The following is a 26379-nucleotide window of genomic DNA, read 5'->3' on the forward strand; positions in this document are numbered from 1 at the left end:
ACGCCCTCCTTAACGGCGCTGCTGCGAACGGGAGACTTGGGCCAGCACGGCCTGCAGGCGGGCGGCCGAGGGGCCGAAGCCGGACAGGGCGGAATCGATCCTCAGGGCCACGGCCTGGGCCTTGTCCTGATCCGCCACCCCCGAGACGCCGAGCGCGAAATAGCTCGACATCGCGAACTTGGCCTCGGGGCTGCCCTGACGCGCGGCTTCGTCGAACCATTTGAAGGCGCGGGCGTAGTCGGCGGGCAGGCCGATGCCCTCGGCGTACATCACCGCCAGCACCAGCTGCGCCTCGGACGAGCCGTTGACGGCGGCCAGCTGGATCGCCCGCACCCGCTCCAGATACGACAGCCGGCTTTCCATCGGATGGCCCAGCATGGCCTCCAGCGTCTCGATCTGGCGCTTCGACAGATCCTCCGGTCGCGTCGCCGCCGTCTCGGTGATGCCGAGGTAGCGAAGGGCCCGGCCGACATGGATGAACGGCAGCTCCGTCCCCATCCGGGTCAGGGCGTATTCATAGGCGTCGCCGCGCGGACGGCTCTCGTCGGAGAACGGCACGCCCGAGGCCGGCGCCTCGTTCGGGTAGAATTCGAATGGCGGCGTCCACTGCCGGGCCTTGGCCTCGACGAAACGGCTGTACTGGTCCCGCCGCGGGGCCGACTTCTCGAAATCCTTCATCAGCACATAGGCGCCGACGTCGCCGGTCTGCACCGCGAGATAGTTGTAGAGGTAGGCGTCCACGTCGTTGCGGGGGAACAGGCTGGTCGCGGCCAGATAGCCGCGCCGCCGGCGATCGCGTTCGTCGCCGCCACCGCGTCCCCAGGCCTCGCGGGCCTCGCGGTTGTCCTCCGGCTCGCCGAAGGGGCCGTAAAGCCCGTCGTGAAGCCGCGCCAGGGTGCGGAAGCCTTCGGCGTCCTGGGTCGACAGCACATAGACGACGCGGTCGCGCACCGACTCCTGTTCTTCCCGGGTCATCTGACCCAGCTGACGATCCAGCCGCTGGTAAGCCATATGCCGCTCGAAGGCCCGGCAGTCGTCGTATTTCGACAGCGGTCGCCAACCGCCGAAGCCGCCGCGGTCGACGCGGTTGATCGGGGCGTAACCCTCGTCGTTGGCCAGCGCCATGGCGTACCAGGTGGCGCTCTCGATCGGGTCCTCGATGTTCTTGTCGGTGGCGCGGATGGCGGCGTAGCGTGACCCCAGCTCCAGCTGGGCGAAGAAGTCGCCGCGGAAGGCGGCCCGGCGCAGGGCGCGCAGCCCCGTCTCCTGGGCGTTGAATTCGGAACCGGTCAGCGAGGCCGGGCGCGGGCAGGCGTTGGACGCCGTATCCGTGCGCTGCCAGAATCTGAGGCCTTCGCCCCGGTCGCCGCACGAGGCCATGCCCAGCGCCGCCAGCGCCAGCGCCCCCGCGATCGCAGCGATGGCGACGGGGCCGCGCGACCGGCCGGACCGGCCATGGTCGGTCTTGTTCCCCTCGCCCTCGCCCATGAACCCTCGCACCACTGGAGCGGGCGTCCCCCCGGCCCACCCGTTAAGCTTTGCGCGACCGGGACAGTCCGGTCCAGTTAACTGTCTGTCAAGGTTAACGCTGGTTTGCGACAAAGCGTTGCCGCAGCCCGGCCGTTTTGTGTTCGCCTCCGTACTTATCTCCAATAATCAGTCGCTTGCGATTCCCCTGTCAGGCGAAAACGCCCCCCTCGCCTGTCCGGACGGGGACCCCTATATGGCTGCCGTTGCCCTTGGAGTGCCGCCTCGATGTCCTACCTCGCCCGCGACGATCGCCCCGCCGACAAGGCCGCCCGCTACGCCGAGGTGGAGCAGGAGATCCTCGCCGTCCTCGACGGCGAACCGAACCTCGTGGCGCGCATGGCGACGGTGTGCTCGATGCTGGCCGACGCCTTTCCCGCCTTCTTCTGGACCGGGTTCTACGTCGTCGATCCCGACAAGGCCGCCGAACTGGTGGTGGGCCCGTATCAGGGGACCCTCGGCTGCCTGCGCATTCCCTTCGGCCGAGGGGTCTGCGGCGCGGCGGCGCGGGACCGCACGACCCAAGTCGTCGAGGACGTCCACGCCTTCCCCGGCCACATTGCCTGCGACAGCCGCTCGGCCAGCGAGATCGTCGTGCCGGTCATCGACGCCGCCGGAAACCTGATCGCCGTGTTCGACATCGACGCGACCGAAAAGGCCGCCTTCGACGCCGTCGACGCCGGGGCGCTCGAGCGACTGCTCGGCCGGGTGTTCGCGGCCTGATCATCTGCTAAGCCGTCCGCCACACAGGGAGGATGTCATGTCGGATCGGGTCATCGCCATCACCGGCGGCCACGGCGTGCTCGGCCGCGCCGTTCTCGAGGCGGCCGTGGCCGAAGGTCTGGGCGTCGCCGTCATCGATCACGCCCGGGGCCGGTCCGTGCCGGACGGCGTGCTCGAGCTGGCCGCCGTCGACCTCACCGACGGCGCCGCGGCCGACAGGGCGGTGAGCGCCGTGATCGAGCGCTTCGGTCGGCTGGACGCCCTGCTCAACATCGCCGGCGGCTTCGTCTGGCAGACGACCGACGACGCCGAGCCCGCCTGGGACCGGATGTACGCCCTCAATGTGAAGACCGCCCTCAACGCCGCCCGCGCCGCCCTGCCGGCGCTGAAACGCTCGGACGAGGGTCGCATCGTCAACGTCGGCGCCGCCGGAGCGCTGAAGAGCGCGGCGGGCATGGGCGCCTACGCCGCCGCCAAGTCCGGCGTCCACCGACTGACCGAGAGCCTCGCCGAAGAGCTGAAATCGACCTCCGTCACGGTCAACGCCGTCCTGCCGTCCATCCTCGACACCGAACAGAACCGCATGGACATGCCCGACGCCGACCCCGCGACATGGGTCCAGCCCGCCGACCTCGCCCGCGTCATCCTGTTCCTCGCCTCGCCGGAGAGCCGCGCCATGACCGGGGCCCTGATCCCGGTCACGGGCCGGGTCTGATGGATCTGTTCCGCTCGGTCCTCTACCTCCCCGCCAGCAATGCCCGGGCGATCGAGAAGGCGCGCGGCCTCGATTGCGACGCCGTGATCCTCGATCTGGAGGACGCCGTCGCGCCGGACGCCAAGACCGAAGCCCGCGCCGCCGCCGTCGAGGCGCTTTCGGCCGGCGGCTTCCGTCCCCGCGTCGGGGTGCGCGTCAACGGTCTCGACACCGCATGGGGCGCCGACGACCTCACGGCCCTGTCCGGCCTGCAACCCGCCTTCGTGGTCGCGCCCAAGATCGAAAGCCCCGAGGCCGTGCGCGCCGTCGCCGACCGCCTGTCCGACGGCGTCGCCATGTGGATCATGATCGAGACCCCCCTGGCCGTCCTGCGCCTTGACCGGATCGCCGGCGCGGGCGCCCCGCTGGCCGCGCTGATGCTGGGCCTCAACGATTTCGGCGAGCAGATGAATCTGGTGCCGGGCCCCGACCGCGATCCGCTCAAGCCCTGGCTGGCCGCCCTTGTCGCCGCCGCGCGCGGGCACGGCCTGTTGGCCATCGACGGCGTCGTCAACGCCACCGACGACGCCGATCAGCTCGAGGCCGAATGCCGCCAGGGCCGCGCTTTCGGCTTCGACGGCAAGAGCCTGATCCATCCGAACCAGATCGCCGCCGCCAACGCCGCCTTCTCCCCCTCGCCGGAAGAAGTGGCGAGGGCCCGCGAGATCGTCGCCGCCTTCGCCGCGGCCGGGGCCGAGGGCAAGGGCGCCATTCGCGTCGGCTACCGCATGGTCGAGCGCCTGCACCTCGACGCCGCTCACCGTCTGCTGGCCCGGCACGACGCCGCCTCGACCCCGCCACAGGACACGCCTATCTAGTCCGTCCAGAAACAGAACCCAGCGGGCCCTCAAACAGCGAGCGGCCGCGCCCCGAGCGACAGGGCTCCCTCTTCCATGACCACCGCCGTCATCGCCGCCACCGGCCTGTTCACGCCGGAGCATTCCATCTCCAACGAGGAACTGGTCGCCGCCTACAACGCCTTCGCCGAGCGCTTCAACGAACAGCACGCCGCCGGCATCGCCGCCGGCGACCTGGAGGCCCTGACACCCTCTTCCGTGGAGTTCATCGAGAAGGCCTCGGGCATCAAGTCCCGCTTCGTCATCGACAAGGCCGGGGTGCTCGACCCGACCCGCATGGTCCCGAACATCCCCGAGCGATCCAACGACGAGTTGTCGGTTCTCGCCGAAATGGCCGTGAAGGCCGCGCAGGACGCCATCGCCGCCTGGGGCAAGCCGGTTTCGGAGATCGGCGCCGTTCTCTGCGCCGCCTCCAACATGCAGCGCCCCTACCCCGCCATGGCCATCGAGGTGCAGCAGGCTCTGGGCATCGACGGCTTCGCCTTCGACATGAACGTGGCCTGCTCCTCGGCCACCTTCGGCATCAAGACCGCCGCCGACTTCATCGCCTCGGGTTCGGTCAAGGCGGTGTTGATGGTCAATCCGGAGATCTGCTCGGCCCACCTGAACTTCAGGGACCGCGACAGCCACTTCATCTTCGGCGATGTCGCCACCGCCGTCATCGTCGAGGCCTCGGACCAGGCCGGCCCCGGCGGCTGGGACGTGCTCGGCACGCGGCTGAAGACGGTGATGTCGAACAACATCCGCAATAATTTCGGCTTCCTGAACAAGGCCGCCCTGCCGACGGGCGAGGTCGAATCCGTTCCCGCCAACGGCCTGACCGACAAGATGTTCGTCCAGCAGGGCCGCAAGGTGTTCAAGGACGTGGTGCCGATGGTCTCGGACATGATCGTCGACCACGCCGCCGATCTCGGCCTCGACCCGGCCGCCCTGAAGCGGCTGTGGCTGCACCAGGCCAACATCAACATGAACCAGTTCATCGGTCGCAAGGTGCTGGGCCGCGAGCCATCGCCGGACGAGAACGTCATCATCCTTGACGACTACGCCAACACCTCCTCGGCCGGCTCGATCATCGCCTTCCACCTGCACCAGGACGGCCTCGCCCCCGGCGACACAGGCCTGATCTGCAGCTTCGGCGCGGGCTATTCGGCCGGCACGGTGTTCGTGCGCAAACGGTGATGGACCGAGGCGCTACGCCGCCGCCACCGCCTCGATCTCGACCAGCCAGGCCTCGTCGAAGATGCCGGTGACGATCACGGTCAGGGCGGGCTGCCGCCCGGCCAGCCGCCGCACCCGGACTTCGCGGTTCTCGAGGGCGTAGCGGCGGTCCGACAGAAAGGTCGTCACCTTGACCAGATTGTCGAGGGTCATCCCGGCGGCGGCCAACTGGGTCTCGATATTGTCCCAGACCTGGTCGCACTGGCCGGTGAAGTCGGCGGCCAGCGAGCCGTCGGGCGCGACCGGAATCTGGCCGGACAGGTAGAGCCAGCGGTCCGGGCTCGCCACTTCCACCGCCTGCGGATATGCGCCCTCGACCGGCGGCGAGCCGTCGCCGGTCAGGGGCCGTATCCGGGCTGTCACTGGCGCGCGGCGTCCGAGCGCGCGCGCACCTGGGCGAACTCCGACGTCGGCTTCCAGCCCGGCCAGTCTTCGCTGTTCGCGAGGTCCAGACCCAAGTGGTACAGCAGGGTCAGGTTTTCGGTCGCCGAGGTCAGGTCCCAGTCCGCCGACCATTCGTCCGACGGCTTGTGATAGTCGGCCCCGAATTTAGCCTTCCACGCCGCCTCGCCCGCCTCCCGGCCGCCCTCGACCCAGTCCCAGCCGTGCCACGGCATGATGGCCGGCACGCCCGCGCGGGCGAAGGGGAAGTGGTCGGAGCGGTAGTAGAAGCCCTGCTCCGGCATGCCGTCGTCCGAGACATAGCGGCCCAGCGGCTCGGCCAGCGCCTGCAGCCGGTCTTCCAGATCGTTCTGTCCCTTGCCGAAGATCGGGATGTCCTTCGTCGAACCCGACAGCGGCAGCATGTCGATGTTGATGTCGGCGACCGTCGTCTCCAGCGGCCAGACCGGATCGGCGGCGTAGCCATAGGCCCCCAGCAGCCCCATCTCCTCGGCCGCCATATGGGCGAAGACGATCGAGCGTTCGGGCCGCGGGGCGCGGCTGATCTGGCGGGCCATCTCGACCACGCCGGCGGTGCCCGAAGCATTGTCCCAGGCGCCGTTGAAAATCTTGTCGTCGCCGGGGGTTTCCGGGTGCTGGGCCTCGCCGCCGACGTGATCCCAGTGGGCCGAATAGACGATGGTCTCGTGCGGCCGCTGGGTCCCCGGAATGCGGGCCAGCAGATTGTGGGTGACCAGGGTTTCGCTGGTCTCCGCCGTCTCAACCGACAGGGTGACGCCGTTCAGCGGCACGGCCTTGAAGGCGCCGGACCCGATCCGGCCAAGGGCGGTGACGTCGAGGCCGGCGGCGGCGGCCCATTGCGCGGCGACGTCGTGGTTGATGGCCATCGAGAATTCAAGATCGGCGGCGCCCGGCGTCAGGGTCCGGGTGCGGTTCGAGAACCGGGCCGCGCGCTGCCACATCGGCGAATCCGCCGGCTGCGGCACCAGGGTGACGATGCCGACCGCGCCGCGGCGGAAGGCCTCGTCGGCCTTGTAGGCCCCGGACTCGTAATTGGTGCTGTATTCGCCGTTGAACAGCTCACCGTCCGGCTCGCCGCCCATCACCACCACGACCTTGCCGCGCACGTCGATGTCGCCGTAGTCGTCCCAGTTCCGCTCGGGCGCCGTGATGCCGTAACCGGCGAAGACCAGCGGCGCGCCGGCGATCGAGGCGCGACCGTCGTTGCTGACGGCGCGCAGGGTGACGTCGCTGCCGACGGCCAGCGGATGGCTGACGCCGTCCGGCCCGGTCCAGCTGGCGCTGGCGGCCCCTTCGACCGGGGTGAACCGCTTCAGATGCACCGCCTGCAGCCACTGGCCGTTCGGCCCGCCGGGCTGCAGCCCCATGGACTCGTACTGCGTCTGCAGCCAGGCCAGCGTCATCCGCTCGCCCTCGGTGCCGGGGTAGCGGCCCTGGAATTCGTCGGCGCTGATGGTGCGGATGTCGTTGCTGATCCGCTCGGCCGAAAAGTCCTGCGCCATGGCCGATCCGGCGGCGAACAACAGCGCGGCGGCGGCGACGCCGCTGGTGAGTGCGCGAAACATGCAGGAAGGCTCCATCCCTATTTTGGACGCACTCTAGGGCGGCCCCGAAGGACCGCCCGTTAAGTTTTCGTCATGTGCTGCGTCGGCGGCTCAGTCCCGCGCGGCGGCGCTGGCGGCGCGGGCGGGCCCGAACTCCGAGCCCGGCTTCCAGCCCGGCCAGTCGCGGCTGTTGGCCAAGTCGCGACCGATCCACAGGGCCACTTCCATGTCCTCGATCTGGCCGCCCAGATCCCAGTCGGCCGACCATTCGTCGTCGGCCTGGTGGTAGCGTTTGGCGCCGTATTCGTCGCGGGCGGCCTCGCGCGGTCCGACCGGCGGGTCGCGGAATTCGCCGCTGCCCTCGGCGTAGGCCATGGGCACGCCGCGCTTGGCCAGCGGGAAGTGATCGCTGCGGAAATAGCTGCCGGCGGCCGGGTTGGCGTCGGGCGCGATGGCGCGGCCCTGACGGGCGGCGGCGGCGGCCAGCCGCTCGTCCAGCTCCGACTGGCCGTAGCCGACCACGCCCAGATCGGCGACGCGGCCATAGACGTTCATGGCGTCCATGTTGAACCCCGCCACCGTCTTCTCGAGCGAGTAGATCGGATTGGCGGCGTAGAATTCAGACCCCAGCAGGCCGCTTTCCTCGGCGGTGAAGCTGATCATCACGATCGACCGCTCCGGTCGCGGGCCGGCGGCCCAGACCCGGGCCAGCTCCAGCAGGGCGGCGGTGCCGGTGGCGTTGTCGACCGCGCCGTTGAAGATGGCGTCGCCGTTGGCGTCGGGCTCGCCCACGCCGATGTGATCCCAGTGGGCGGTGTAGAGGATGGTCTCGTCCGGGTGCGTCGTGCCCGGCAGGCGGGCCAGCACGTTCTGCGTCGTCACCTGGCTGGTGGCCACGTCGAACATGCCGCTGAAGCTCGCGCCCGGCAGCGTCACGGGGCGGAAGTCGCGGCTGCGCGCCTGCGTCTTCAGCGCCTCGAAATCGAGCCCCGCCTTGCGGAACAGATCGACCGCGACGTCGCGCTGGATCCAGCTCTCCATCTTGACCCGTTCCGAGGCGGCGTTCTGGCGCACGATATCGAACTGCGGCCCCGACCAGCTGTTGGCCACCGTGGGCCAGCCGTAGGACGCCGGCGCGGTCTCGTGGACGATGATGACGCCCGCCGCGCCCTGCCGCGCCGCCTCCTCGTATTTGTAGGTCCAGCGGCCGTAGTAGGTCATGGCCCGGCCGTTGAAGGTGTTCAGCTCCGGCTGTTCGAAGTCGGCGTCATTGACCAGCACGACAATGATCTTGCCGCGCACGTCGACGTCCTTGAAGTCGTCCCAGTTCCGCTCGGGCGCCTTGATGCCGTAGCCGACGAAGACCAGCGGCGTGTCGGTCAGCATCACATGCCGACCCGGCAGCCGGGTCGAGATCACGATCTCCTGCCCCGGGGTCAGGCGCATGGTCTCCCCGCCGACCTTGAAAGCCGCCTGCGCATCCGAAACGCTGAACCGGTTCAGGGTCACGTCCTGGGTCCAGCCGCCGTTCTCGCCGCCCGGCTGGAAGCCGGCGGCGGCGTACTGCTCCGTGAGATAGGCGACCGTCTTCGTCTCGCCCGCCGTGCCGATGCCCCGGCCCTCGAAGCTGTCATCGGACAGCACCCGCGCATGCTCCGACAGCCGCGCGGCGTCGAAACCGATGGGCGCCGGCGGCGCGGCGCCCGTGCTGGCGCAGGCGGAGATCAGGGCGCCGGCGGCGAGCGCGGCGGCGGTGGACAGGAGACGCATGGACGAAACACCCTCAGCCTTGAACAGGCCGCGACCCTAGTGCGCGCCCGCCGGGCTGTCGATGCGCCGCCTCAGCGCGGCGACACCGCCCCGCCCGCCGGCCAGTTGCTGTCGCCGAGGCGGGTCAGGTTCATCTCGATGAACGGCCGCCGGGACCGGCCCTCGGCGACATAGGTCCCGACCTCGCGCCAGCGCCCGTCCCGCACGGTGGCGACATATTCGATCTTCGCGTTCGGTCCGGCGGGCACCTCCCAGCGGAAACCGTCGGCGGTGCGCTCGAACGGGTACTCGCCGGTGAAGCCGTTGGCCCACGACCGGAACACATAGCGGCCGGCCTCGGCGTTCCACGACAGCACCGCCATGGCGTTGAATTCGGTCGAGCCGTCGGCGGTGTAGCCCCGCCCCTCAATCACCTTGATAGAGCCGCCCAGCATCGGGCCGACCCGCTCGGTCTGCGTCAGGGTCGTCGCGCCGCCCGGTCCCATGATCACGGCCGTGCCGCGCCATTCGCCATCCATGAAGTCGAGCGCGCCGATCGCTTCGCGCTGGGCCGGCGTCCCGGCGGGCTGGACCGGCATCTGGGCCGCGGCCGCCACCGGCGTGACCAGCAGGATCGCCGCGGCGGCGGCGGAAAGCAGAGAAAGACTGCGCGTCATGACAACCTCCTAATCTGACTTTACTTCATAAAGCACTTTTCGTTAGGCCGCAAGCGCACACGAAAAACCCGCCGGCGCTGAGGCCCCGGCGGGTTGATCGGCGTTCGAAAGGCGGGCCTCCCTAGTGGGCGACACCCTTCCAGATGCGGCGGTAGCTCAGATAGGTCACGCCGGCGAACAGGAACAGGAAGATCATCACCCCCAGGCCCGACTGCTTGCGCTGGACCTGCTTCGGATCGGAGGCCCAGGCGATGAAGGCGGCGACGTCCTTGGAATACTGGTCGACCGTCTCGGCCGCGCCGTCGTCATAGGTCACCTGGCCGTTCTGAAGCGGCGGCGGCATGGCGATGAAGCCGCCCACCGGCACATGGTGCGCGTCGCCCTCCCAGTAGGAGCTCAGGTCCCCGGCCATATAGGGGTTGTAGTACTGGCCCGGACCGACCTTCAGCCCGGCGGGCGGCGCGCGATAGCCGGCCAGCAGGGAGTAGATGTAGTTGGCCCCGTCATGACGCGCCTTGGCCATGACCGAGAGGTCGGGCGGCATCGCCCCGCCGTTGCCCGCGGCCGCGGCCGTGGCGTTCGGATAGGGGTTGGGGAAGCGGTCGGCCGGCACGCCGTCGCGCATGATCGCCTCGCCGGTCTCGCTGTCGATGTCCGGCACCTGGGCCTCGGCGGCTAGCACCTTGACGAAGCGGTTGGCGGCCGGGTTTTCCTGATGCGGGTCGTAGAAGGGTCCGCCCGGCTCGGCCAGGGTGCGGAAATACATCAGGTCCATGCCGTGGCATGAGGCGCAGACCTCGCGATAGACCTTGTAGCCGCGCTGCAGCTGGCCCTGGTCGAAGGTCCCGAACGGGCCCTCGAAGCTGAAGCCGCCGCTGCGCGGGTGCTTGGCCCCGCCCTCGGCCAGCGCGGGCTGGGCCGAAACGGCCAGGCCGGCCGCGACGGCGATCAGGACCAGGGTCTTTTTCATCGAACGCATCGAAGTCTCGAGGGTCATGGTCGGTCTCAGCCCTTCTGCTCGGAAGAGCCCGCGCCGAGCGGGTCGTCGACGGTGGGCAGGACCGGCTCCGAGATGGTCGCCGGGATAGGCCGGGGAGTCTCTCGCAGGCCGACCAGCGGCATCAGCACCAGGAAGAACAGGAAATAGTAGGCCGTCAGCAGGCGGGTCAGCCACAGATAGCTGTTCAGCTGGCCGTCGAAGAGGGTGAAGCTCGGCATGCCCGGCACCACCTGCGCGTCCGGCAGCTGGGCGCCGCACCAGCCGAGGCCCATGCCGACCAGCACGAAGATGATGAAGAAGGTCCGCATGGTCGGCCGGTAGCGCATCGAGCGCACCTTGGACGTATCCAGCCACGGCAGGACGAACAGCACCCCGATCGCCGCGAACATCGCCACCACGCCGCCGAACTTGTCGGGGATGGCGCGCAGGATCGCGTAGAACGGCAGCATGTACCACTCGGGCACGATGTGCGCCGGGGTCTGCAGGGCGTTGGCCGGAATGTAGTTGTCGGCGTGGCCCAGGGCGTTCGGCATGAAGAAGACGAACCAGGCGAACATGATCAGGAACAGGATGATGGCGAAGCCGTCCTTGACCGTGAAATACGGGTGGAACGGCACCGTGTCCTTCTTCTGCCGGTCCTTCGGAATCAGGATGCCGACCGGGTTGTTCTGACCGGCGTGGTGCAGGGCCCACAGGTGCAGCACCACGCAGCCGGCGATGACGAACGGCAGCAGATAGTGCAGCGAGAAGAAGCGGTTCAGGGTGGCGTTGTCGATGGCCGGACCGCCGCGCAGCCAGATCAGGATCGGCTCGCCGACGACGGGGACCGCGCCGATCAGATTGGTGATCACCTCCGCGCCCCAGAACGACATCTGGCCCCACGGCAGCACATAGCCGAGGAAGGCGGTGGCGATCATCAGGAAGAAGATCACGCAGCCGATGATCCAGATCATCTCGCGCGGGGCCTTGTACGAGCCGTAGTACAGCCCGCGCAGCATGTGCAGATAGACCGCGATGAAGAACATCGAGGCCCCGTTGGCGTGGGTGTAGCGGATCAGGTCGCCGCCGTTGACGTCGCGCATGATGCGCTCGACCGAGGCGAAGGCGAGTTCCGTGTTCGGCACATAGTGCATGGCCAGGATCACGCCGGTGGCGATCTGGATGACCAAGCAGAGGGCCAGGATGCCGCCGAAGGTCCACCAGTAGTTCAGGTTCTTCGGGGTCGGCAGCGACATGTAGTCCGCGCCGAAGCGGATGATCGGCAGGCGGCTGTCAAACCACTTCTCGATGCCGGTCTTGGGGACGTAGGTGGATTCGTGATCGCTCATCGTTCTCTCGCCCGTCCTCAGCCGATTTTCACGCGGGTGTCGGACACGTATTCATAGGTCGGCACGACCAGATTGATCGGCGCCGGACCCTTCCGGATGCGGCCCGAGGTGTCGTAGTGCGAGCCGTGGCAGGGGCAGAACCAGCCGCCGAAATCGCCCGAGCCGAAGGTCGGCACGCAGCCCAGGTGGGTGCAGGAGCCGATGACCACGAGATACTGTTGGTGGCCGTCCTTGACGCGCTCGGCGTCCGACTGCGGGTCCTTCAGGGCGCCCATCGACACGGAACGGGCCTGCTCGATCTCGGCCGGGGTGCGGTAGCGCACGAACACCGGCTTGCCCTGCCACTTGATGACGACCTGCTGGCCTTCCTGAACCTTGGTCAGGTCGAACTCGATGGTCGACAGCGCCAGGGTGTCGGCGGCCGGGTTCATCGAATTGATCAGCGGCCAAGCGGCCATGGCTCCGGCTCCCACCGCGGCCGCGCCGGCCGCGATGTGGATGAAGTCTCTACGATTGGGATCCTGATGGTTCGGATCGCCCTGGTCTGCAGCCACCGATTCGTCTCCTGAGCCGTTGGCGGCGTCGCCCCGCGGCGCGCCGTTTCAACGCTGTCGTTCCTTAGCGAAATCCCTTGAGGCTGACCCGGCCCGGCTTTGCGGCGCATCGCCGCAAGTCGCTGCCGCCTCCTGAGAAACGGTCGCAATTCGAGCCGCGACAAGCCCCCGGGCCACGCGTATGAGGGCCTTAGAATGCGTCTCGCCCTTTTTCAACCGGCCATTCCGCAGAACGTCGGCGCCTGCATCAGGCTGAGCGCCTGTTTCGGGGTGGAACTGCACGTCATCGAGCCGACCGGTTTCCGTTTCGACGACCGGGCGATGAAGCGCGCCGCGCTGGACTACGGCCCCCTCGGCCACATGACGCGGCACGCCGGCTGGGACGAATTCCGGCGCGACTGCGGCCCCGGACGCCTGATCCTGTTCACGACGAAGGGCGCGACGCCGCTGAACGATTTCGCCTTCCGGCCGGATGACACCCTGCTGTTCGGCAGCGAATCCTCCGGCGCGCCGGATTTCGTGCATGAGGCGGCGGACGCGCGGGTGGTGATCCCCCTCCAGCCCGAGGCACGGTCGCTGAACCTGTCGGTCAGCGCGGGGATCGCCCTGTGGGAGGGGTTGCGCTCCACCGCCCTTCTCCCCTTGCGGGAGAAGGTGGCCTCGCGAAGCGGGGGGGATCAGGGGTCGCACCGCGCCACTCCTGCGACAATCAGGAGGAGTGGCTGCTGAGCTTGATCCGGGCAAAGAGCATTGGCCAGACGCTCAGAACGGCAGCCGAGACCGTGAAGGCTGCCCACGGCTCCCAAGCGGCAAAGCTCATTTCGGAAAACATCCGCAAATTTAGCAGAACAAGTGGAAGTGCGACCAAGCTGCTGGAAAGTCCTCGATCAAGGCCGTAGCCGCATCTCCGACATTCCATTTCCCTGAGGGACAGGGCCGACTGCCAGAGCGAAATTCGGAGGCCGCAGTTCGGACAGCACCCCCGTTTCGGCGCCGGCGACGTCTTGGGTTCCGAACGGGTCATGGCATGCTCCAACGGCGGCTCCGACATCGGATGCTCGCATGACGAGAAATGGTCGGCAATTGGGAAGCCTACTCCGGCGCCCCCGCTTCCGGCAGCTTCGCCAGGTTCGGGCGCTCGCCGCTCTTGCTGGCGGCAACCGCCTCGACCCGCCGCATGACCCTGAGCACGTTCTCGCCGGCCAGTTTGCGGATGTCAGCCTCGCTCCAGCCCTCAGCCATCAGGGCCGCCAGCAGGCGGGGGTAGGCGTCGACCCCTTCCAGCCCGTCGGGCAGGCTGCCGACGCCGTCGAAGTCGCCGCCGAGGCCGACGTGGTCGATCCCGGCCAGACCGCGGACGTGCTGGATATGGGCCACGACGTCGGCGATCCCGGCGCGCGGCGCGGGGTTGGCCGCCATCCACGCCTGCATCCCGGCCGTCACGGCGCCCGGATCGCCCGGGTTCAGCGACTTAAGGCGCGCCTCCTCGGCCGAGCGGGCCGCGCCCCAGCTCCGCACCGCCTCGTTGACGAAGCCCGGCACGAAGGTGACCATCACCACCCCGCCGTCCTCCGGCATCATGCGCAGCACGCTGTCCGGCACATTGCGCGCATGGCCGGTCACCCCGCGCGCCGAGGAGTGGGAGAAGATCACCGGCGCCTCGGACACCCGCATGGCGTCCATCATCGTCTCTTCCGAGACGTGGCTCAGGTCGACCATCATGCCGAGCCGGTTCATCTCGCGGACCACCTCCTCGCCGAAGGCGTTGAGGCCGCCCCATTTCGGCGCGTCGGTGGCGCTGTCGGCCCAGCTGGTCGTGGCCGAATGGGTCAGTGTCATGTAGCGAGCCCCGGCGTCGTGGAACTCGCGCAGCAGGCCGAGCGAATCGGCGATCGAATAACCGCCCTCCATGCCGATCAGCGAGGCGATCCTGCCCCGCCGGTGGATGCGCTGGATGTCGTCTGCGGTCGTGGCCAGCTCGAACACTTCGGGGTGGGCGGCGACGATCCGCTTGACCGTATCGATCTGTTCGAAGGTGGCCTTGGCCGCCTCCACCGGGGTCAGGCTGGCGGGGACATAGACCGACCAGAACTGGCCGCCGACGCCGCCGGCGCGCAGCCGCGGGATGTCGGTGTGAAGCTGGGTCGAGGCGTCGAGGTTGGCGCTCAGGTCGACCGCGTGCGGGTCGTTGCCGAAGGCCTGACGCAGCGCCCACGGCAGGTCGTTGTGCCCGTCGATCAGCGGCGTCCGCTCCAGGATCCGCCGCGCCGCGGCCTCGTCCTGGGCGGCGGCGGGGACGGCCGTCGCGAGAAGGGCGGCGGTGGACAGCAGGACGGCGCGGATCATTGCAGGCTCCCGGAAACGGCGACGCGGACAGTGGCAGAGCGCAGCCGAACGTCAACGCCGCCAGCCGATGAGCCGTCGGTGATGGGAAGGCGGCGGAGCGCCGGGCCGGAGCCCGGAGACAATTTCAACTAACCGTTTCGACTCCGTACTGACGCTCCGCGCGGAGATTGGGCGGAAGCTTGCGTCGGGTGGCGGTCTTATCGCCTTACCGCAGCGCCTCCGGCGGGCGGGCCGTGCTTGCGACACGGGCCCCGGACCGGGCGAGTATCCCCCTCGCCCCTGACATCGCATCCGGCCTTTTCCTCAGCCGGACAGACCCCGGGCGTTGGTCGCCTTGCTCCCGGATCAAGTCCGGGATGACGAAGACGACCGGGATCCGGGCTCCCGCTTCTCCACATCCCGCCGCCAGAACACGCAAGGCCTCTGCGCCTCCCCGAGCGACGGGACGGACCGATTGTCCCACGGGTCGGCCCTCAGGCGGGTTCAGGACGCTCCTGGAGAGGTGATGTGCAGGAAAATCAGTTGGTTGGCTGTTCGAAGTGTGCGGATTGCACATTAACTTGCAGCGCAGCAATCGCGGTTTCCCTTCTTTCCTCGAGGTAGAAGGTGGGCGGCGGAGCCGCCCGGAGGAAGCCGGCGGGCGGAGGATGACGAGAGGAAGAAAGCGGAACGGTCCGCTTCACCGGTTCCTCCCGACCGCCTACAAGCCAACCCCATGACCGCCACGCCTGACCCGCTCGCCCGACAGAAGACCGAAGCCCGCGCCTGGTTCGAGACCCTGCGCGACCGCATTCATTCGGCGTTCGAGGCGCTGGAGGATCAGGCCCCGGTCGACCTCTTCCCCGGCGAAGCCGGCCGCTTCGTCCGCACGCCATGGGACCGCAAGGACGGCGGCGGCGGGGTCATGGGGATGATGCACGGCCGGCTGTTCGAAAAGGTCGGAGTGCATGTCTCGACGGTGCACGGGACCTTCCCCGCCGACTATGCGAAGGGCGTGCCCGGCGCGGCCGAGGACCCGCGCTTCTTCGCCACCGGCATCAGCCTGATCGCCCATCCGGTCAGCCCGCGCGTGCCGGCGGTGCACATGAACACCCGCTTCATCGCCACGACGAAGGGCTGGTTCGGCGGCGGCGCCGATCTGACGCCCGTGCTCGACGCCGACCGGCGCGACGACCATCCCGCCACCGTCGCCTTCCACGCCGCCATGAAGGCGGCCTGCGACGCCCACGATCCGGAATGGCATGCCCGGTTCAAGGCGTGGTGCGACGAATATTTCTTCCTGCCGCACCGCAACGAGCCGCGCGGCACCGGCGGCATCTTCTACGACCATCTCGACAGCGGCGATCGCGCCCGCGATTTCGCCTTCACCCGCGACGTCGGCGAGGCCTTCCTCCAGGTCTATCCGGAGATCGTGCGGGGTCGCATGGCCGAGTCCTGGACAGCTGATGAGCGCGAGGAACAGCTGGTCCGGCGCGGCCGCTACGTCGAGTTCAACCTGCTCTACGACCGCGGCACCATGTTCGGGCTGAAGACCGGCGGCAACGTCGAGTCGATCCTCAGCTCGATGCCTCCGCTTGTGAAGTGGCCCTGACCGACAGCGGTCAGGCCGTTTCGAGCGCTTCGGCCTGGGGCTCCCGACCCGGCTCCAGCGCCGTGCCGATAGCGTCGAACAGCCCGGCCATGGTCACCGGCTTGGTCAGGTGGCCGTCCGCGCCGGCAGCGCGTCCCGCCTCGACGTGTTCGGACATGGCGTTGGCCGTCAGCATCAGCACCGGGGTTCGCCTCAGGCCGTGATCGGCTTCGTGCGCCCGGATGGCGGCGGTGGCGCTGAGCCCGTCCATGACCGGCATCTGCATGTCCATCAGCACCAGGTCGAAGCCGCCCCCGACGAAGGCCTCGACCGCTTCCTGACCGTTCTCGACCGTGACCAGCTCCATCCCGGTCCCGCCCACCATGATCTCGACCACCTTGCGGTTGGCCGGATGGTCGTCGGCCAGCAGGATGCGCAGCGCGGCGCCTTCGACATCCCGCGTCGCCGGTTGCGCCGCCGCGGCCGTCTGCGCCGCCGGCTGTTCGGCACGCGGCAGCGGAATCTCGAACCAGAAGGTCGACCCCTCGCCCGGCGTGCTTTCGCAGTCCAGCGCCCCGCCCATCAGCTCGACCAGACTGGTCGAGATGGCGAGGCCGAGGCCGGTGCCGCCGTAGCGCCGCGTGATCGATCCGTCCGCCTGCTGGAAGCGCCGGAAGATACGGCTGCGCTGCTCCCTGTCGAACCCCACGCCGGTGTCGCTGACCCGGAAGGCGACCCGGTCGTCCCCCGCCGCCGCGACGCTGAGGCGGACGTGGCCATGGCTGGTGAATTTCAGCGCATTGTTGACGAGGTTGGTCAGGATCTGGCGCAGCCGCACCGCGTCGCCCTCGAACTGGCCCGTCAGGTCGGGATCGAACGCCACCTCCAGGGCCACGCCCTTGTCCTCGGCCTTGACCCGCCACAGGGCGCCGATATCGCTGACCGCCTGCTCCAGATCGAAGGGCGCGGGCTCGATCGCCACCTGGCCGGACTCCATCCGGGCGCTGTCCAGAATGTCGGACAGCAGCCGTTCCAGCGTCACGCCTGACGAGCGGATCAGCTCGACCATCTCCCGCTCCGGCTGGCCCAGCGGCCTGCGCGTCAGCGCGTCGGCCATCGACACCACCCCGTTCAGCGGCGTGCGGATCTCGTGGCTCATATTGGCCAGGAACTCGCTCTTGGTCCGGTTGGCCTCCTCCGCCCGGCGACGCGCGCCCCGCAGCTGGTCGGCCTGGCGCGACAGCCACACCACGGTGGCGACGGCGCACAGCAGGAAGATGATGCCGATGGCGATGACGGCCCACTGCAGATTGGTGTTGGCCCGCGCCGTCTCCAGCTGGCTGCGGCGCTCCGCCAGTTGCTGCTGCATGTCGCCGGTGACCTGATGGATGCCCGCGCTGAAGCTGCGCGCCGAGGCGATCTCGCTCTCCTGCATATGCGCGCGCAGCAGCCGGAACGCCTCCGCCGTCCGGCCTTCGGCGAACAGCACCTCGGCCTCGACGTGATCGACCTCCGTGCCGACCCCGTCGGCCTCGAGACGCCGCAGGGCCTCAAGGTCGCGGCGCGCGGCCGCGGTCTGCCCCGTCTGGGCCCGCGCGATGGCCCGCAGCGGCAGCAGGTCCCGGGCGAGGAAGGCGGCCGATCCGAGGCTTTCGCCATAGGGCGCGACGCAGGCCAGCACCGACCGGGGGGCCCGGCGTGCATCGGCCACGGTGGCGCACAGATTGGCGTCGTAGATCGCCAGCGTCGGCAGGTCCGAACGCGCAGCCAGCCGGTGGTGGGCCGCGTAATATTCGGCGGCCCGGGCCTGATCGCCCACCTTCACCGCCATCATGGTCAGATTGTAGAGGCTGTCGAAATCGGGCCGCGGATAGGCCGGATTGGAATATTCGATCTCGAATTTGCGGAAGGCGGCCGTCGCGCCCTCCACGTCATTGAGGTCCTTCAGGCCCATGCCCGCGACTTCCCAGATCCCCGCCTGGGCCGTTGCGGCGAACGGTTCGTCCTCGGGAATGTCCGCTTGCGCCCGGGTCAGCAGTTCGAGTCCGGCGCCGACGTGGCCCTCGTCCATCAGCGCCAGGGCGGCGAGACGAGCGGCGTGGGCCCGGACGAACCAGTCGCGGCCCTCGCGGGCCGTCCGCTCCATCTCCGCGGCTACGCCGATCTCGCCCTGGTCATAGCGGACGGTCAGATCGTTCAGGGCGGCGATGTCGATGTAGCGCGCGTCGTTCTGGCGCCGCGCGGCCTCGGCCAGACGTCGGTTCCACACCGCTGCGCGCTCGAACTCGCCCTGGTTCAGAATGGTCCAGGTGACATGATAGAGCCGGTTCAGGCCTTCCCGGTTCCGGCGCTCGGCCGCGGCGAGGCCGAAGCGCTCGAGCGCGGCGAAATCGGTGGAGGCGGCCCGCCGCTCGACGAAGCGGGCGAGAGCCAGCGCATCGGCGGCGCCCTCCGCGGCGGCCGCGGATTGCGCCACGCCGCGCGGTGCTCCGGCAAGCACAACGAGCAGAACAACGCTCGCCGCAAGAAAACGAAAAAGCGACATGAACATCCCGACCTGTCCGGTCGTCGTCGCACACATTCGTTGCCCAAGCTTTATCGAGCGCGGGACTGCACGGCCTGTCGCCGGGGACGGGACGCGATGAACCGGCGCAGCCATTGACCAATGACCGCCCGGTCGTCCGGCCGCGCCAGACTGTCCAGCGCCGCATCGGTGACCGCCGCACCGATCCGCTCGCGGCGACCGGCGGTGAGATCGGCGGCGTAGGCGGGGCTGAACTCCGGATGGCCTTGCAGACTGATGGCGTCATCGTCCCAGGCCAGTCCCGCGAACGGCGTGAAGGCGCTGCGCAGAATGACCCGCGCTTCCGCCGGTTTCTCGACCACCTGGTCCTGATGCGACGCCGGGATGGCGACGGTCCCGGCGGGTGGGCTCATCCACGGCTCCGTCGAGGCGACCTCGTAGCGATGCAGGCCGACGCCCCAGCCGCGCTCCGACTTTTCGACCCGCCCGCCGAGCGCCTCGGCCATGGCCTGATGCCCGAAGCAGACGCCGATCAGCCCGGTCCGGCCCTTGGCGCCGCGAACCCAGTCGAGCAGATCGGCGATCCACGGCTGATCCTCGTAGACCCCGGCCGCCGAGCCGGTGATGATGGCCGCATCGAAGTCGGCCGGGTCCGGCCATTCGCCGGCCTGCGACCGGAACACCTCGATCTCGTGACCCTCGCCCAGCAGGGTGCGGAACATGGCCGGATAGTCGCCGTGCCGGTCGGCCAGGGCCGGCGGAGGGGTTCCGGTTTCGAGAATGGCGATCCGCCTCATGCCGGGCCCGCGCCGGTCATCCACACTTCGGATCGGGCTCCGGTCTCGCCCAGACGGTCGGCGACCCAGCCGCAGACTTGCGACGCGGCGGCCTCGGTCCCCGCCGGCGGGTTCAGCACCACCAACGCGCAGCCGTTCATCGTCATCGGATTGGTCAGGGGGCGCAGCCGGGCCTCGGCCACCAGAACCCGCTTGAGTCCCGACTTGTCCAGCCGGCGCAGGAAGCCGTCGAAGGTCTCCATGTCCTTGAGCGGCGTCCAGATGGCGACGATAGCGCGCGGATCGGCGAGGGCGATCTCCGACCCGGCGTCGGCGGCGCGGTGGTAGTCGTCCGGGCGCTCGAACGGCGGGTCGATCAGCACGAAGGGGCCCTGCGCCCGCGCCGCCCAGCCGATGGCCTGGTCATAGCCGTCACCGCCCATGCCGACGGCCTGGGGGAACGGCTCCAGCGCCTGCTCCAGCAGGGTCAGGACCGGCGGATTCAGTTCGAAGCCGACATAGCGATCGGTGGGGCGGAGCCGGCCGGCGACCAGCACCGGCGAGCCCGGATAGAGGTCCGCCCCGCCCTCCGGATTGAGCCGCGCCACCTCGGCCGCCAGAGCCTCGATCAGCGGCGGGCGGTCGGCGGCGGCCATCAACCGGGCGATCCCCGCCTCGGCCTCCCTCGAGCGGGCGGCGTCGCCGGTCAGGTTGTAGAGACCGGCCCCGGCGTGGCTGTCGATCACCGTCACCGGCCCCGAGCCTTGCCGGCGCTCCAGCAGCCACAGCACCAGGGCGTGCTTGACGAGGTCGGCGAAGTTTCCGGCATGGAAGCTGTGGCGATAATTCATCATCGCTGTTCCCCCGCGGCGTCGGCGCGGTCAAGGGCGCAGGAACCGGGGGCCGCCCCCGTCGTTTGCGCAGGCCACCGAGAGCCGCGCCATGATCGACCCCGCCGCCCCGACCGACGACCGCCCCCCGTTCGGCGACGAGGCCGGGGCGTGACGTTCGCCGATCCCGCCGACATCCCCGCCGGCCTGACCTGGTGCAGCGACGAGCAGCCGGGGCTGAAGCGGACGGCGTCCGGCAAGGGATTCGCCTACCATGACCGGCAGGGACGCCGGATCACCGACGAGAAGGTGCTGGCCCGCATCCGCGCCCTGGCCATCCCCCCCGCCTGGACCGACGTATGGATTTGCCCGCGCGCCTCCGGCCACATCCAGGCGGTGGGGCGCGACGTGAAGGGCCGCAAACAGTACCGCTACCACCCGGACTGGAGCGCCCACGCCGCCGAAACCAAATTCGATCGGCTGCCCGAGTTCGCCCGCGCCCTGCCGAAACTGCGGCGCCGGATCGAGGCGGACCTCGACCGCCGCGGCGTGTCCCGCGAGAAGGTGCTGGCCACCGCCGTGCGGCTGCTGGAGATCACCCTGATCCGGGTCGGCAATGCGCAATATGCGAAGCAGAACCGTTCCTACGGTCTGACCACCCTGCACAAGCGCCACCTCGACGTCGATGGCGCGGCCCTGACCTTCGCCTTCAAGGGCAAGAGCGGCGTCGAGCACGAGGTCAGGGTTCGCGACCGCCGGCTGGCGACCGTGGTGCGGAACCTGCGCGAACTGCCGGGCCAGCAGTTGTTCAAATATCGCGACGCGGAGGGAGACCTGTGCGCCGTCACTTCCGACGACGTGAACGCCTACATCCGCGAGGCGATGGGCGGGCAGTTCTCCGCCAAGGACTTCCGCACCTGGGCCGGAACAGTGTCGACAGCCCGGGCCCTGCGCGAACTGGAGCCGCCGGCCTCGCCGACCGAGGCGAAACGGCGGATCACCGTCTGCGTCAAGGCGGTGGCGGGTCTGCTGGGCAATACGCCGACGGTGTGCCGGTCGTCCTACGTTCATCCGAAGGTGTTCGAGCTCTATCAGGACGGTCGGCTGTGCGAGGCTCTGCCCGGACCCGAGGCGGCGTCGTTCGAGCGCGCCCTCGCCAAGCTCCTCGCGGACTGAGGGCAACGATCAGGAAAGGTTGATCGACGATCCTGCCGGAATGGCTGGACGTAGGCATCCCCGCGGGGCGCAAAGCCCTTGGTTTCGGGCACGGAGGCCCGTCGGCCGCTTGACCAACGGCCTGCTGCTGGCGGTCATGGTGCTGGCGGTGACGATAAGCCTGCGGCCCGGAACGGACGCCGCGTACGCTGAGGTCGAGCCGGAAAGCGTCGAGGCGCGGGGGGACCGGGTGGTAGGTGTCGGTCGAGTGATCGACGGCGATACGCTCGACGTCGGCGGGGTGCGCGTCCGCCTGCATGGCATTGACGCCTTTGAGCGCAACCAGACCTGCGACGGTCCGGGTGGGCCCTGGGCGTGCGGCGCCGCCGCGACGCAGGCGCTGAAGGCCCGGGCCGACGGCCGGGGACTGGTCTGCGACGTGATGGACATCGACCGGTATGGCCGCAAGGTCAGCCGCTGCGAACAGGCCGGCGTGGATGTCGCCCGCGCGCTGGTGGTCGAGGGTCTGGCTCTGGCGTATCGCCGCTACAGCCGGGACTATGTCGATGACGAACGGGTCGCTCAGGCAAGCGCGGCAGGGGCCTGGAACGGATCGTTCGACCGGCCAGAACAATGGCGTGGCCGGTCCCGCCGCTAGCCGCCCTGAGCCGGTCCCGATTGCGCCCGCAAGCTGAACGGTATGTAACTTGATCCCTTGGGAGAACGGCGCTTTACGCCGCCGTCCATTGGAGGGACCGTGATGTTCGTTTCAAATAACTTCCTTCGCCTGGGCGTCCTGTCGGCGCTGGTCGGCATGTCGCTCGGCGTGTGGATGGGCGCGAACGAGGACTTCGTCCTCCGTCCCGTCCACGCCCACATCAACCTGCTGGGCTTCGCCTCGATGATGCTGTTCGGCCTGTTCTACCGCGCCTTCCCGGCGGCGGGTCGGGGCTGGCTGCCGATGGCTCACTTCATCCTGTCGGTGCTTGGCTTCCTGATCCTGATGCCGTCTCTGGCGCTGATGCTGTTGCAGAAGCCGTTCGTCCTGCCGCTCATGATCGCCTCGGAGATCATGCTGGTCGGGTCGATGCTGCTGTTCGTCATCATCGTGTTCATGGCGACGATGAAAAAGGACTACGCGACCACGGCCTGAGTTCAGGCCGTCTGCCAGTAGCCGCGGCTGCGGGCGCTGACGGGCGCCCGGGTCTCTTCGACCCGGGCGAGGATGGCGGCCTTGAACGCGTCCGCCTGTTCATCACCAACGAGCATCCGCAGCGACCGGATGATCCGGGTGATCCGCAGGTGGTTGTGGTCGTTCGGCATCAACCAGTCATGGGTGGCGCGGTAGAAGGCCACCATCCGGTCGGTCGCCGCCGCCAACGCGCACTGGGCCAGCGTCGAGTCGCGGATCGCCTGGATATCGACCCCGCTCAGGACCGGGGCGTCAGGGATGGCGCCCGATGGCTCCGGCAGCGGGAACAGCCACTGGATGAAGTCGTGGGTCTGTTCGAGGGCGACGTCGTTGAACGCCAGCACCTCGAACAGGGTCCGGCCGCGACCGTCCGGCCCCTCGCCTTCCAGAAAGGCCAGGATGGGACCGGCGGTCATGACGCCGTCAGCCTCAGGCCGCCTTGTCCCAGTTCAGCACGACCTTGCCCGACTGGCCCGAGCGCATCGCCTCGAAGCCTTCCTCGAACCGTTCGTAGCTCATCTGGTGGGTGATCAGCGGGGTCAGATCGAGACCGGCCTTGAGCAGACCCAGCATCTTGCGCCAGGTGGTGAACATCTCACGGCCGTAGACGCCCTTGATGGTCAGGGCCTTGAGGATGATGGCGCCCCAGTCGGTCTCCATCGGCTTCGACGGGATACCCAGCATGGCCATGCCGCCGCCCATGATCAGGGTGTCGACGCACTGTTTGAAGGCGATCGGCGAGCCCGACATTTCCAGCGCCACGTCAAAGCCGACCTTCATGCCCAGCTCGTGGATGACGTCGTGCAGGTCTTCCTTGGTGGTGTTCACGGTGCGCACGCCCGGCGCGACCTTCTGCGCCAGCTCGAGACGGAAATCGTTGATGTCGGTCAGGACAACGGTGCGCGCGCCGGCGTGGCGGGCGACCGCGGCGGCCATCATACCGATAGGGCCCGCGCCGGTGACCAGCACGTCCTCGCCGAGCAGGTCGAACTGCTGGGCCGTGTGCACGGCGTTGCCGAACGGATCGAGGATCGAGCCGATCTCATAGGGCACGTCGTCGGGCAGTTCGATGACGTTGAAGGCCGGGGCCACGACGTATTCGGCGAAGGCGCCCTGACGATTGACGCCGATGCCGCGGGTGTCGGGGTCGAGGTGGAAATGCCCGGCGCGGGCCGCCTCGGAGTTCAGGTCGATGACATGGCCCTCGGCCGAGACGCGCTGGCCGACCTTGAGGCGGCGGTCGACGTCCTTGCCGATGGCGACGATCTCGCCGGCGAACTCATGGCCGGTGATCATGGGGACGGGAACGTTCTTCTGGCTCCACTCGTCCCAGTTCCAGATGTGGATGTCGGTGCCGCAGACGGCGGTGCGCTTGACCCTGATCAGCACGTCCTCGTCGCCGGCCACGGGGATCGGGGCATCGATCAGCTCGAGGCCGACCTCGGGTTTCGTCTTGGCCAGGGCCTTCATTGTGTCGGTCATCAGATCACTCCCAATTCCCTGCCGGCCGTCGTGAACGCCGCGACCGTTTGATCAATCTGTTCGAAGGTGTGCGCCGCCGACATCTGGGTGCGGATGCGGGCCTGGCCGCGGGGGACCACCGGGAACGAGAAGCCGATGACGTAGACGCCGAGCTCCAGCGCCCGGGCGGCAAAATCCTGTGCCAGTTTGGCGTCGCCCAGCATCACCGGAATGATCGGGTGCTCGCCCGGCAGCAGGGTGAAGCCGGCCTCGGCCATGGCGCCGCGATAGCGGGCGGCGTTGGCGAACAGCTGCTTACGCAGGACGTCGCCCTCGGAGCCGCCGGCGATGCGGATGGCCTCCAGGCTGGAGCCGCACACCGCGGGGGCCAGGGCGTTGGAGAAGAGATAGGGCCGGGCCCGCTGCTTGAGCAGGGCGACGACCTTGGCCCTCGCGCAGATGAAGCCGCCCATGGCCCCGCCCAGCGCCTTGCCGAAGGTGCCGGTGACGAAGTCGACCTCGACGCCGTGGTGGGCGTAGGAGCCCCGCCCTTTCGGCCCGAGGAAGCCGGTGGCGTGGCAGTCGTCGACCATGATCAGGGCGTCGTATTTGTCGGCCAGCGCCCGGATGTCCTTCAGCTTCGCGACATAACCGTCCATCGAGAAAACGCCGTCGGTGGCGATGATGATCTCCTTGGCGCCGTCGGCCCGGGCCTGTTTCAGCTGGGCCTCGAGATCGTCCATTTCGGAGTTGGCGAAGCGGTAGCGTTTGGCCTTGCACAGACGCACGCCGTCGATGATCGAGGCGTGGTTCAGGCTGTCCGAGACGATGGCGTCGTCGGCACCGAACAGGGGTTCGAAGATGCCGCCGTTGGCGTCAAAGGCGGCGGCGAACAGGATGGTGTCCTCAAAGCCGAGATAGTCGGCGATGGCCCGTTCGAGCTCCTTGTGGATCTCCAGCGTGCCGCAGATGAAGCGGACCGAGGCCGTGCCGGCGCCCCATTTTTCCTGGGCCTCGATTCCCGCCCGGGTCACCCGCTCGTCGCCGGCGAGGCCGAGGTAGTTGTTGGCGCAGAAATTAAGGACGTCGCGCCCGCCGACCTTGATGACCGGTCCCTGACGGGAGGCGATGACCCGCTCGGGCTTGGTCAGCCCCTGGGCGTCGATGTCGGAGAGTTCCGCGGAGACGCGGTCGTAGAAGGTCGCTGTCATGCGCGCTCCGCTACGCCGTTTTCGATCCGGTTTGAAGCCCTCGCGCGTCAGGTCGCCGGCTCGGGTTCGGCCATCGTCCGGAAGGGGCTGACCCTTATGCGGCCGCCGCAGGGATCGAGCGTCTGGGCGAGGGAGACGGGAGAGGTGTCGCCCGGGGCGGTCATGCGAATGCGGGCGGCCGACGGGCAGGTCGTTTGGCCGGCACCCTCATTCGGGATGGCGGTCCAGGCGATATCGAAGAAACCCTGTCCCTGGGGGGCGAGCTCAACGGGTCCCGGCACCTGGCCCGGCCGGAAATAGCGCCCCAACGTCCGATCGGCGCGGACGGAACCGAGGGCGTCGCCCTTCTGATCCTCGAGCGTGACCGACGGATAGCCGGTCAGGCTGCAGGGACGCGCCCCGACGTTCTGAACGCCGAGGATGGCGATGCGATTGCCCGCGCCTGCATCCCCGCCGACGCGGCTGAGCTTGAGCTGCGGCCCCTTGCAGGGCGCGGAGACCTGGATGGAGCCGGCCGGCGTAGGCTCGACCGCCGGCTCCGGCGTGACCGGGAGGGCGCTGACCGCCGGGCGGCGGCAACGCTCGAGGATGACGACGCCCGCCTCGTCGGTCGGACCGAGACGGCTGAGCGTGGCGGTTTCCTCGCCCTCCCGCGTCACAACCCGCCACTCCACCTCGGCGTTGATGTAGCGGGCGCCCGAGGCGGCCGGGGCGAGACGCATGACCCAGGTACGGTCCTTGTAGGTGACCTGGGCCGACTGCGGATCGGGGTAGGCCACCGCCACCGTCAGCCCGCTGTCGCAGACGAAAGTCGCGGACACCGGCGCGGCGGCTTCAATCGGGGTGGCGGGCTCGGGGGGCGGGGTGACGGGCGCTTCGGGCTGCCCGCAACCCGCGAGAACCGCCACGCCCAGAGCCGACAGGCCGATGCCGAGAAACCGAAACCGCCGCATGATGATT

Annotated in this window: 24 protein-coding genes and 1 pseudogene; 9 read left to right on the top strand and 16 right to left on the bottom strand. The window is 69.0% G+C overall.

Annotated features, from left to right (window positions below):
- Window positions 1-9 precede the first annotated feature (9 nt).
- A complete protein-coding gene (locus tag HNQ67_RS10165) occupies window positions 10-1488 on the bottom strand; it encodes a tetratricopeptide repeat protein (protein WP_183255033.1) in 1479 nt (492 codons plus the stop codon).
- Between the two features lie 267 nt (window positions 1489-1755).
- On the opposite strand from HNQ67_RS10165, the gene HNQ67_RS10170 reads away from it, so the two are divergent.
- From HNQ67_RS10170 to HNQ67_RS10185, 4 genes are all read left to right on the top strand, one after another.
- The gene (locus HNQ67_RS10170) at window positions 1756-2250 is read left to right on the top strand and encodes a GAF domain-containing protein (protein WP_183255035.1); all 495 of its coding nucleotides are present in this window, start codon (window positions 1756-1758) and stop codon (window positions 2248-2250) included.
- A gap of 37 nt (window positions 2251-2287) precedes the next feature.
- Window positions 2288-2965 carry an SDR family NAD(P)-dependent oxidoreductase gene (locus HNQ67_RS10175; RefSeq protein ID WP_183255037.1) on the top strand — a complete coding sequence of 226 codons (678 nt, stop codon included), beginning with the start codon at window positions 2288-2290 and terminating at the stop codon, window positions 2963-2965.
- Window positions 2965-3822: an HpcH/HpaI aldolase/citrate lyase family protein gene (locus HNQ67_RS10180; RefSeq protein ID WP_183255038.1), complete on the top strand. Its 858-nt coding sequence runs from the start codon at window positions 2965-2967 to the stop codon at window positions 3820-3822. Before HNQ67_RS10175 ends, HNQ67_RS10180 begins: the two co-directional genes overlap by 1 nt.
- Window positions 3823-3897: 75 nt before the next feature.
- The gene (locus tag HNQ67_RS10185; protein WP_183255040.1) at window positions 3898-5040 is read left to right on the top strand and encodes a beta-ketoacyl-ACP synthase III; all 1143 of its coding nucleotides are present in this window, start codon (window positions 3898-3900) and stop codon (window positions 5038-5040) included.
- A gap of 12 nt (window positions 5041-5052) precedes the next feature.
- On the opposite strand, the gene HNQ67_RS10190 is transcribed toward HNQ67_RS10185, so the two are convergent.
- The 7 genes from HNQ67_RS10190 to petA form a co-directional block, all read right to left on the bottom strand.
- Window positions 5053-5442, bottom strand: coding sequence for a Rid family hydrolase (locus tag HNQ67_RS10190; RefSeq protein ID WP_183255042.1), 390 nt, complete (start codon window positions 5440-5442; stop codon window positions 5053-5055).
- Window positions 5439-7067, bottom strand: a complete 1629-nt coding sequence (locus tag HNQ67_RS10195) for a M28 family peptidase (RefSeq protein WP_183255044.1) — start codon at window positions 7065-7067, stop codon at window positions 5439-5441. Before HNQ67_RS10195 ends, HNQ67_RS10190 begins: the two co-directional genes overlap by 4 nt.
- Window positions 7068-7157: 90 nt before the next feature.
- Complete coding sequence (locus HNQ67_RS10200) at window positions 7158-8816, bottom strand: M28 family metallopeptidase (protein WP_183255046.1); 1659 nt, start codon at window positions 8814-8816, stop codon at window positions 7158-7160.
- A 71-nt stretch (window positions 8817-8887) separates the two neighbouring features.
- The gene (locus HNQ67_RS10205) at window positions 8888-9472 is read right to left on the bottom strand and encodes a DUF1579 domain-containing protein (protein ID WP_183255047.1); all 585 of its coding nucleotides are present in this window, start codon (window positions 9470-9472) and stop codon (window positions 8888-8890) included.
- A gap of 121 nt (window positions 9473-9593) precedes the next feature.
- Window positions 9594-10469: a cytochrome c1 gene (locus HNQ67_RS10210; RefSeq protein ID WP_246347549.1), complete on the bottom strand. Its 876-nt coding sequence runs from the start codon at window positions 10467-10469 to the stop codon at window positions 9594-9596.
- Window positions 10470-10477: 8 nt separating this feature from the next.
- Window positions 10478-11800, bottom strand: a complete 1323-nt coding sequence (locus HNQ67_RS10215) for a cytochrome b (RefSeq protein WP_183255049.1) — start codon at window positions 11798-11800, stop codon at window positions 10478-10480.
- A 17-nt stretch (window positions 11801-11817) separates the two neighbouring features.
- On the bottom strand, window positions 11818-12354 hold the full coding sequence (gene petA, locus HNQ67_RS10220; protein ID WP_183255051.1) for a ubiquinol-cytochrome c reductase iron-sulfur subunit: 537 nt from the start codon (window positions 12352-12354) through the stop codon (window positions 11818-11820).
- A 195-nt stretch (window positions 12355-12549) separates the two neighbouring features.
- Here petA and HNQ67_RS10225 point away from each other — a divergent pair.
- Window positions 12550-12996, top strand: a pseudogene (locus tag HNQ67_RS10225) (tRNA (cytidine(34)-2'-O)-methyltransferase); the annotation flags it as partial.
- 450 nt (window positions 12997-13446) lie between these two features.
- Here the strand turns inward: HNQ67_RS10225 and HNQ67_RS10230 are convergent.
- The gene (locus tag HNQ67_RS10230; protein ID WP_183255054.1) at window positions 13447-14700 is read right to left on the bottom strand and encodes a dipeptidase; all 1254 of its coding nucleotides are present in this window, start codon (window positions 14698-14700) and stop codon (window positions 13447-13449) included.
- Window positions 14701-15415: 715 nt separating this feature from the next.
- On the opposite strand from HNQ67_RS10230, the gene hemF reads away from it, so the two are divergent.
- Window positions 15416-16291, top strand: coding sequence for an oxygen-dependent coproporphyrinogen oxidase (gene hemF, locus HNQ67_RS10235; RefSeq protein WP_183255055.1), 876 nt, complete (start codon window positions 15416-15418; stop codon window positions 16289-16291).
- Window positions 16292-16301: 10 nt separating this feature from the next.
- Here the strand turns inward: hemF and HNQ67_RS10240 are convergent, their stop codons facing one another.
- The 3 genes from HNQ67_RS10240 to rlmJ form a co-directional block, all read right to left on the bottom strand.
- Entirely contained in the window at window positions 16302-18746 is a 2445-nt protein-coding gene (locus HNQ67_RS10240) for an ATP-binding protein (protein WP_343054888.1), read from the bottom strand.
- A 119-nt stretch (window positions 18747-18865) separates the two neighbouring features.
- Entirely contained in the window at window positions 18866-19591 is a 726-nt protein-coding gene (locus tag HNQ67_RS10245; protein WP_183255057.1) for a glutamine amidotransferase-related protein, read from the bottom strand.
- Complete coding sequence (rlmJ, locus tag HNQ67_RS10250; RefSeq protein WP_343054889.1) at window positions 19588-20424, bottom strand: 23S rRNA (adenine(2030)-N(6))-methyltransferase RlmJ; 837 nt, start codon at window positions 20422-20424, stop codon at window positions 19588-19590. Before rlmJ ends, HNQ67_RS10245 begins: the two co-directional genes overlap by 4 nt.
- Window positions 20425-20571: 147 nt before the next feature.
- Between rlmJ and HNQ67_RS10255 the strand changes: the two genes are divergently transcribed.
- From HNQ67_RS10255 to HNQ67_RS10265, 3 genes are all read left to right on the top strand, one after another.
- Window positions 20572-21576: a DNA topoisomerase IB gene (locus tag HNQ67_RS10255; protein WP_343054890.1), complete on the top strand. Its 1005-nt coding sequence runs from the start codon at window positions 20572-20574 to the stop codon at window positions 21574-21576.
- A 109-nt stretch (window positions 21577-21685) separates the two neighbouring features.
- On the top strand, window positions 21686-22213 hold the full coding sequence (locus HNQ67_RS10260; protein WP_221247845.1) for a thermonuclease family protein: 528 nt from the start codon (window positions 21686-21688) through the stop codon (window positions 22211-22213).
- A 102-nt stretch (window positions 22214-22315) separates the two neighbouring features.
- The gene (locus tag HNQ67_RS10265) at window positions 22316-22708 is read left to right on the top strand and encodes a hypothetical protein (protein WP_183255060.1); all 393 of its coding nucleotides are present in this window, start codon (window positions 22316-22318) and stop codon (window positions 22706-22708) included.
- A 2-nt stretch (window positions 22709-22710) separates the two neighbouring features.
- Here HNQ67_RS10265 and HNQ67_RS10270 read toward each other — a convergent pair whose 3' ends face one another.
- Genes HNQ67_RS10270 through HNQ67_RS10285 form a run of 4 tightly spaced genes read right to left on the bottom strand, consistent with a single transcriptional unit; the run spans window position 22711 to window position 26372 of the window.
- Window positions 22711-23163, bottom strand: coding sequence for an opioid growth factor receptor-related protein (locus tag HNQ67_RS10270; protein WP_183255061.1), 453 nt, complete (start codon window positions 23161-23163; stop codon window positions 22711-22713).
- A gap of 13 nt (window positions 23164-23176) precedes the next feature.
- Entirely contained in the window at window positions 23177-24229 is a 1053-nt protein-coding gene (gene tdh / locus HNQ67_RS10275) for an L-threonine 3-dehydrogenase (RefSeq protein ID WP_183255062.1), read from the bottom strand.
- Window positions 24229-25419, bottom strand: coding sequence for a glycine C-acetyltransferase (locus tag HNQ67_RS10280; protein WP_183255063.1), 1191 nt, complete (start codon window positions 25417-25419; stop codon window positions 24229-24231). The genes tdh and HNQ67_RS10280 overlap by 1 nt, the downstream gene beginning before the upstream one ends.
- A gap of 47 nt (window positions 25420-25466) precedes the next feature.
- Window positions 25467-26372 (bottom strand): DUF4232 domain-containing protein, encoded by a 906-nt coding sequence (locus tag HNQ67_RS10285; RefSeq protein ID WP_183255064.1) that lies wholly within the window; start codon window positions 26370-26372, stop codon window positions 25467-25469.
- Window positions 26373-26379: the final 7 nt, after the last annotated feature.

This window comes from Brevundimonas basaltis (assembly GCF_014202075.1).
GTDB classification, from domain to species: domain Bacteria; phylum Pseudomonadota; class Alphaproteobacteria; order Caulobacterales; family Caulobacteraceae; genus Brevundimonas; species Brevundimonas basaltis.

Bases quoted from the DNA above. Each gene is read 5' to 3' on its own strand.
- HNQ67_RS10165 (WP_183255033.1), bottom strand. From the start codon at position 1,488: ATGGGCGAGGGCGAGGGGAACAAGACCGACCATGGCCGGTCCGGCCGG.
- HNQ67_RS10170 (WP_183255035.1), top strand. From the start codon at position 1,756: ATGTCCTACCTCGCCCGCGACGATCGCCCCGCCGACAAGGCCGCCCGC.
- HNQ67_RS10175 (WP_183255037.1), top strand. From the start codon at position 2,288: ATGTCGGATCGGGTCATCGCCATCACCGGCGGCCACGGCGTGCTCGGC.
- HNQ67_RS10180 (WP_183255038.1), top strand. From the start codon at position 2,965: ATGGATCTGTTCCGCTCGGTCCTCTACCTCCCCGCCAGCAATGCCCGG.
- HNQ67_RS10185 (WP_183255040.1), top strand. From the start codon at position 3,898: ATGACCACCGCCGTCATCGCCGCCACCGGCCTGTTCACGCCGGAGCAT.
- HNQ67_RS10195 (WP_183255044.1), bottom strand. From the start codon at position 7,067: ATGTTTCGCGCACTCACCAGCGGCGTCGCCGCCGCCGCGCTGTTGTTC.
- HNQ67_RS10200 (WP_183255046.1), bottom strand. From the start codon at position 8,816: ATGCGTCTCCTGTCCACCGCCGCCGCGCTCGCCGCCGGCGCCCTGATC.
- HNQ67_RS10205 (WP_183255047.1), bottom strand. From the start codon at position 9,472: ATGACGCGCAGTCTTTCTCTGCTTTCCGCCGCCGCCGCGGCGATCCTG.
- HNQ67_RS10210 (WP_246347549.1), bottom strand. From the start codon at position 10,469: ATGACCCTCGAGACTTCGATGCGTTCGATGAAAAAGACCCTGGTCCTG.
- HNQ67_RS10215 (WP_183255049.1), bottom strand. From the start codon at position 11,800: ATGAGCGATCACGAATCCACCTACGTCCCCAAGACCGGCATCGAGAAG.
- HNQ67_RS10230 (WP_183255054.1), bottom strand. From the start codon at position 14,700: ATGATCCGCGCCGTCCTGCTGTCCACCGCCGCCCTTCTCGCGACGGCC.
- hemF (WP_183255055.1), top strand. From the start codon at position 15,416: ATGACCGCCACGCCTGACCCGCTCGCCCGACAGAAGACCGAAGCCCGC.
- HNQ67_RS10245 (WP_183255057.1), bottom strand. From the start codon at position 19,591: ATGAGGCGGATCGCCATTCTCGAAACCGGAACCCCTCCGCCGGCCCTG.
- rlmJ (WP_343054889.1), bottom strand. From the start codon at position 20,424: ATGATGAATTATCGCCACAGCTTCCATGCCGGAAACTTCGCCGACCTC.
- HNQ67_RS10265 (WP_183255060.1), top strand. From the start codon at position 22,316: ATGTTCGTTTCAAATAACTTCCTTCGCCTGGGCGTCCTGTCGGCGCTG.
- HNQ67_RS10270 (WP_183255061.1), bottom strand. From the start codon at position 23,163: ATGACCGCCGGTCCCATCCTGGCCTTTCTGGAAGGCGAGGGGCCGGAC.
- tdh (WP_183255062.1), bottom strand. From the start codon at position 24,229: ATGACCGACACAATGAAGGCCCTGGCCAAGACGAAACCCGAGGTCGGC.
- HNQ67_RS10280 (WP_183255063.1), bottom strand. From the start codon at position 25,419: ATGACAGCGACCTTCTACGACCGCGTCTCCGCGGAACTCTCCGACATC.
- HNQ67_RS10285 (WP_183255064.1), bottom strand. From the start codon at position 26,372: ATGCGGCGGTTTCGGTTTCTCGGCATCGGCCTGTCGGCTCTGGGCGTG.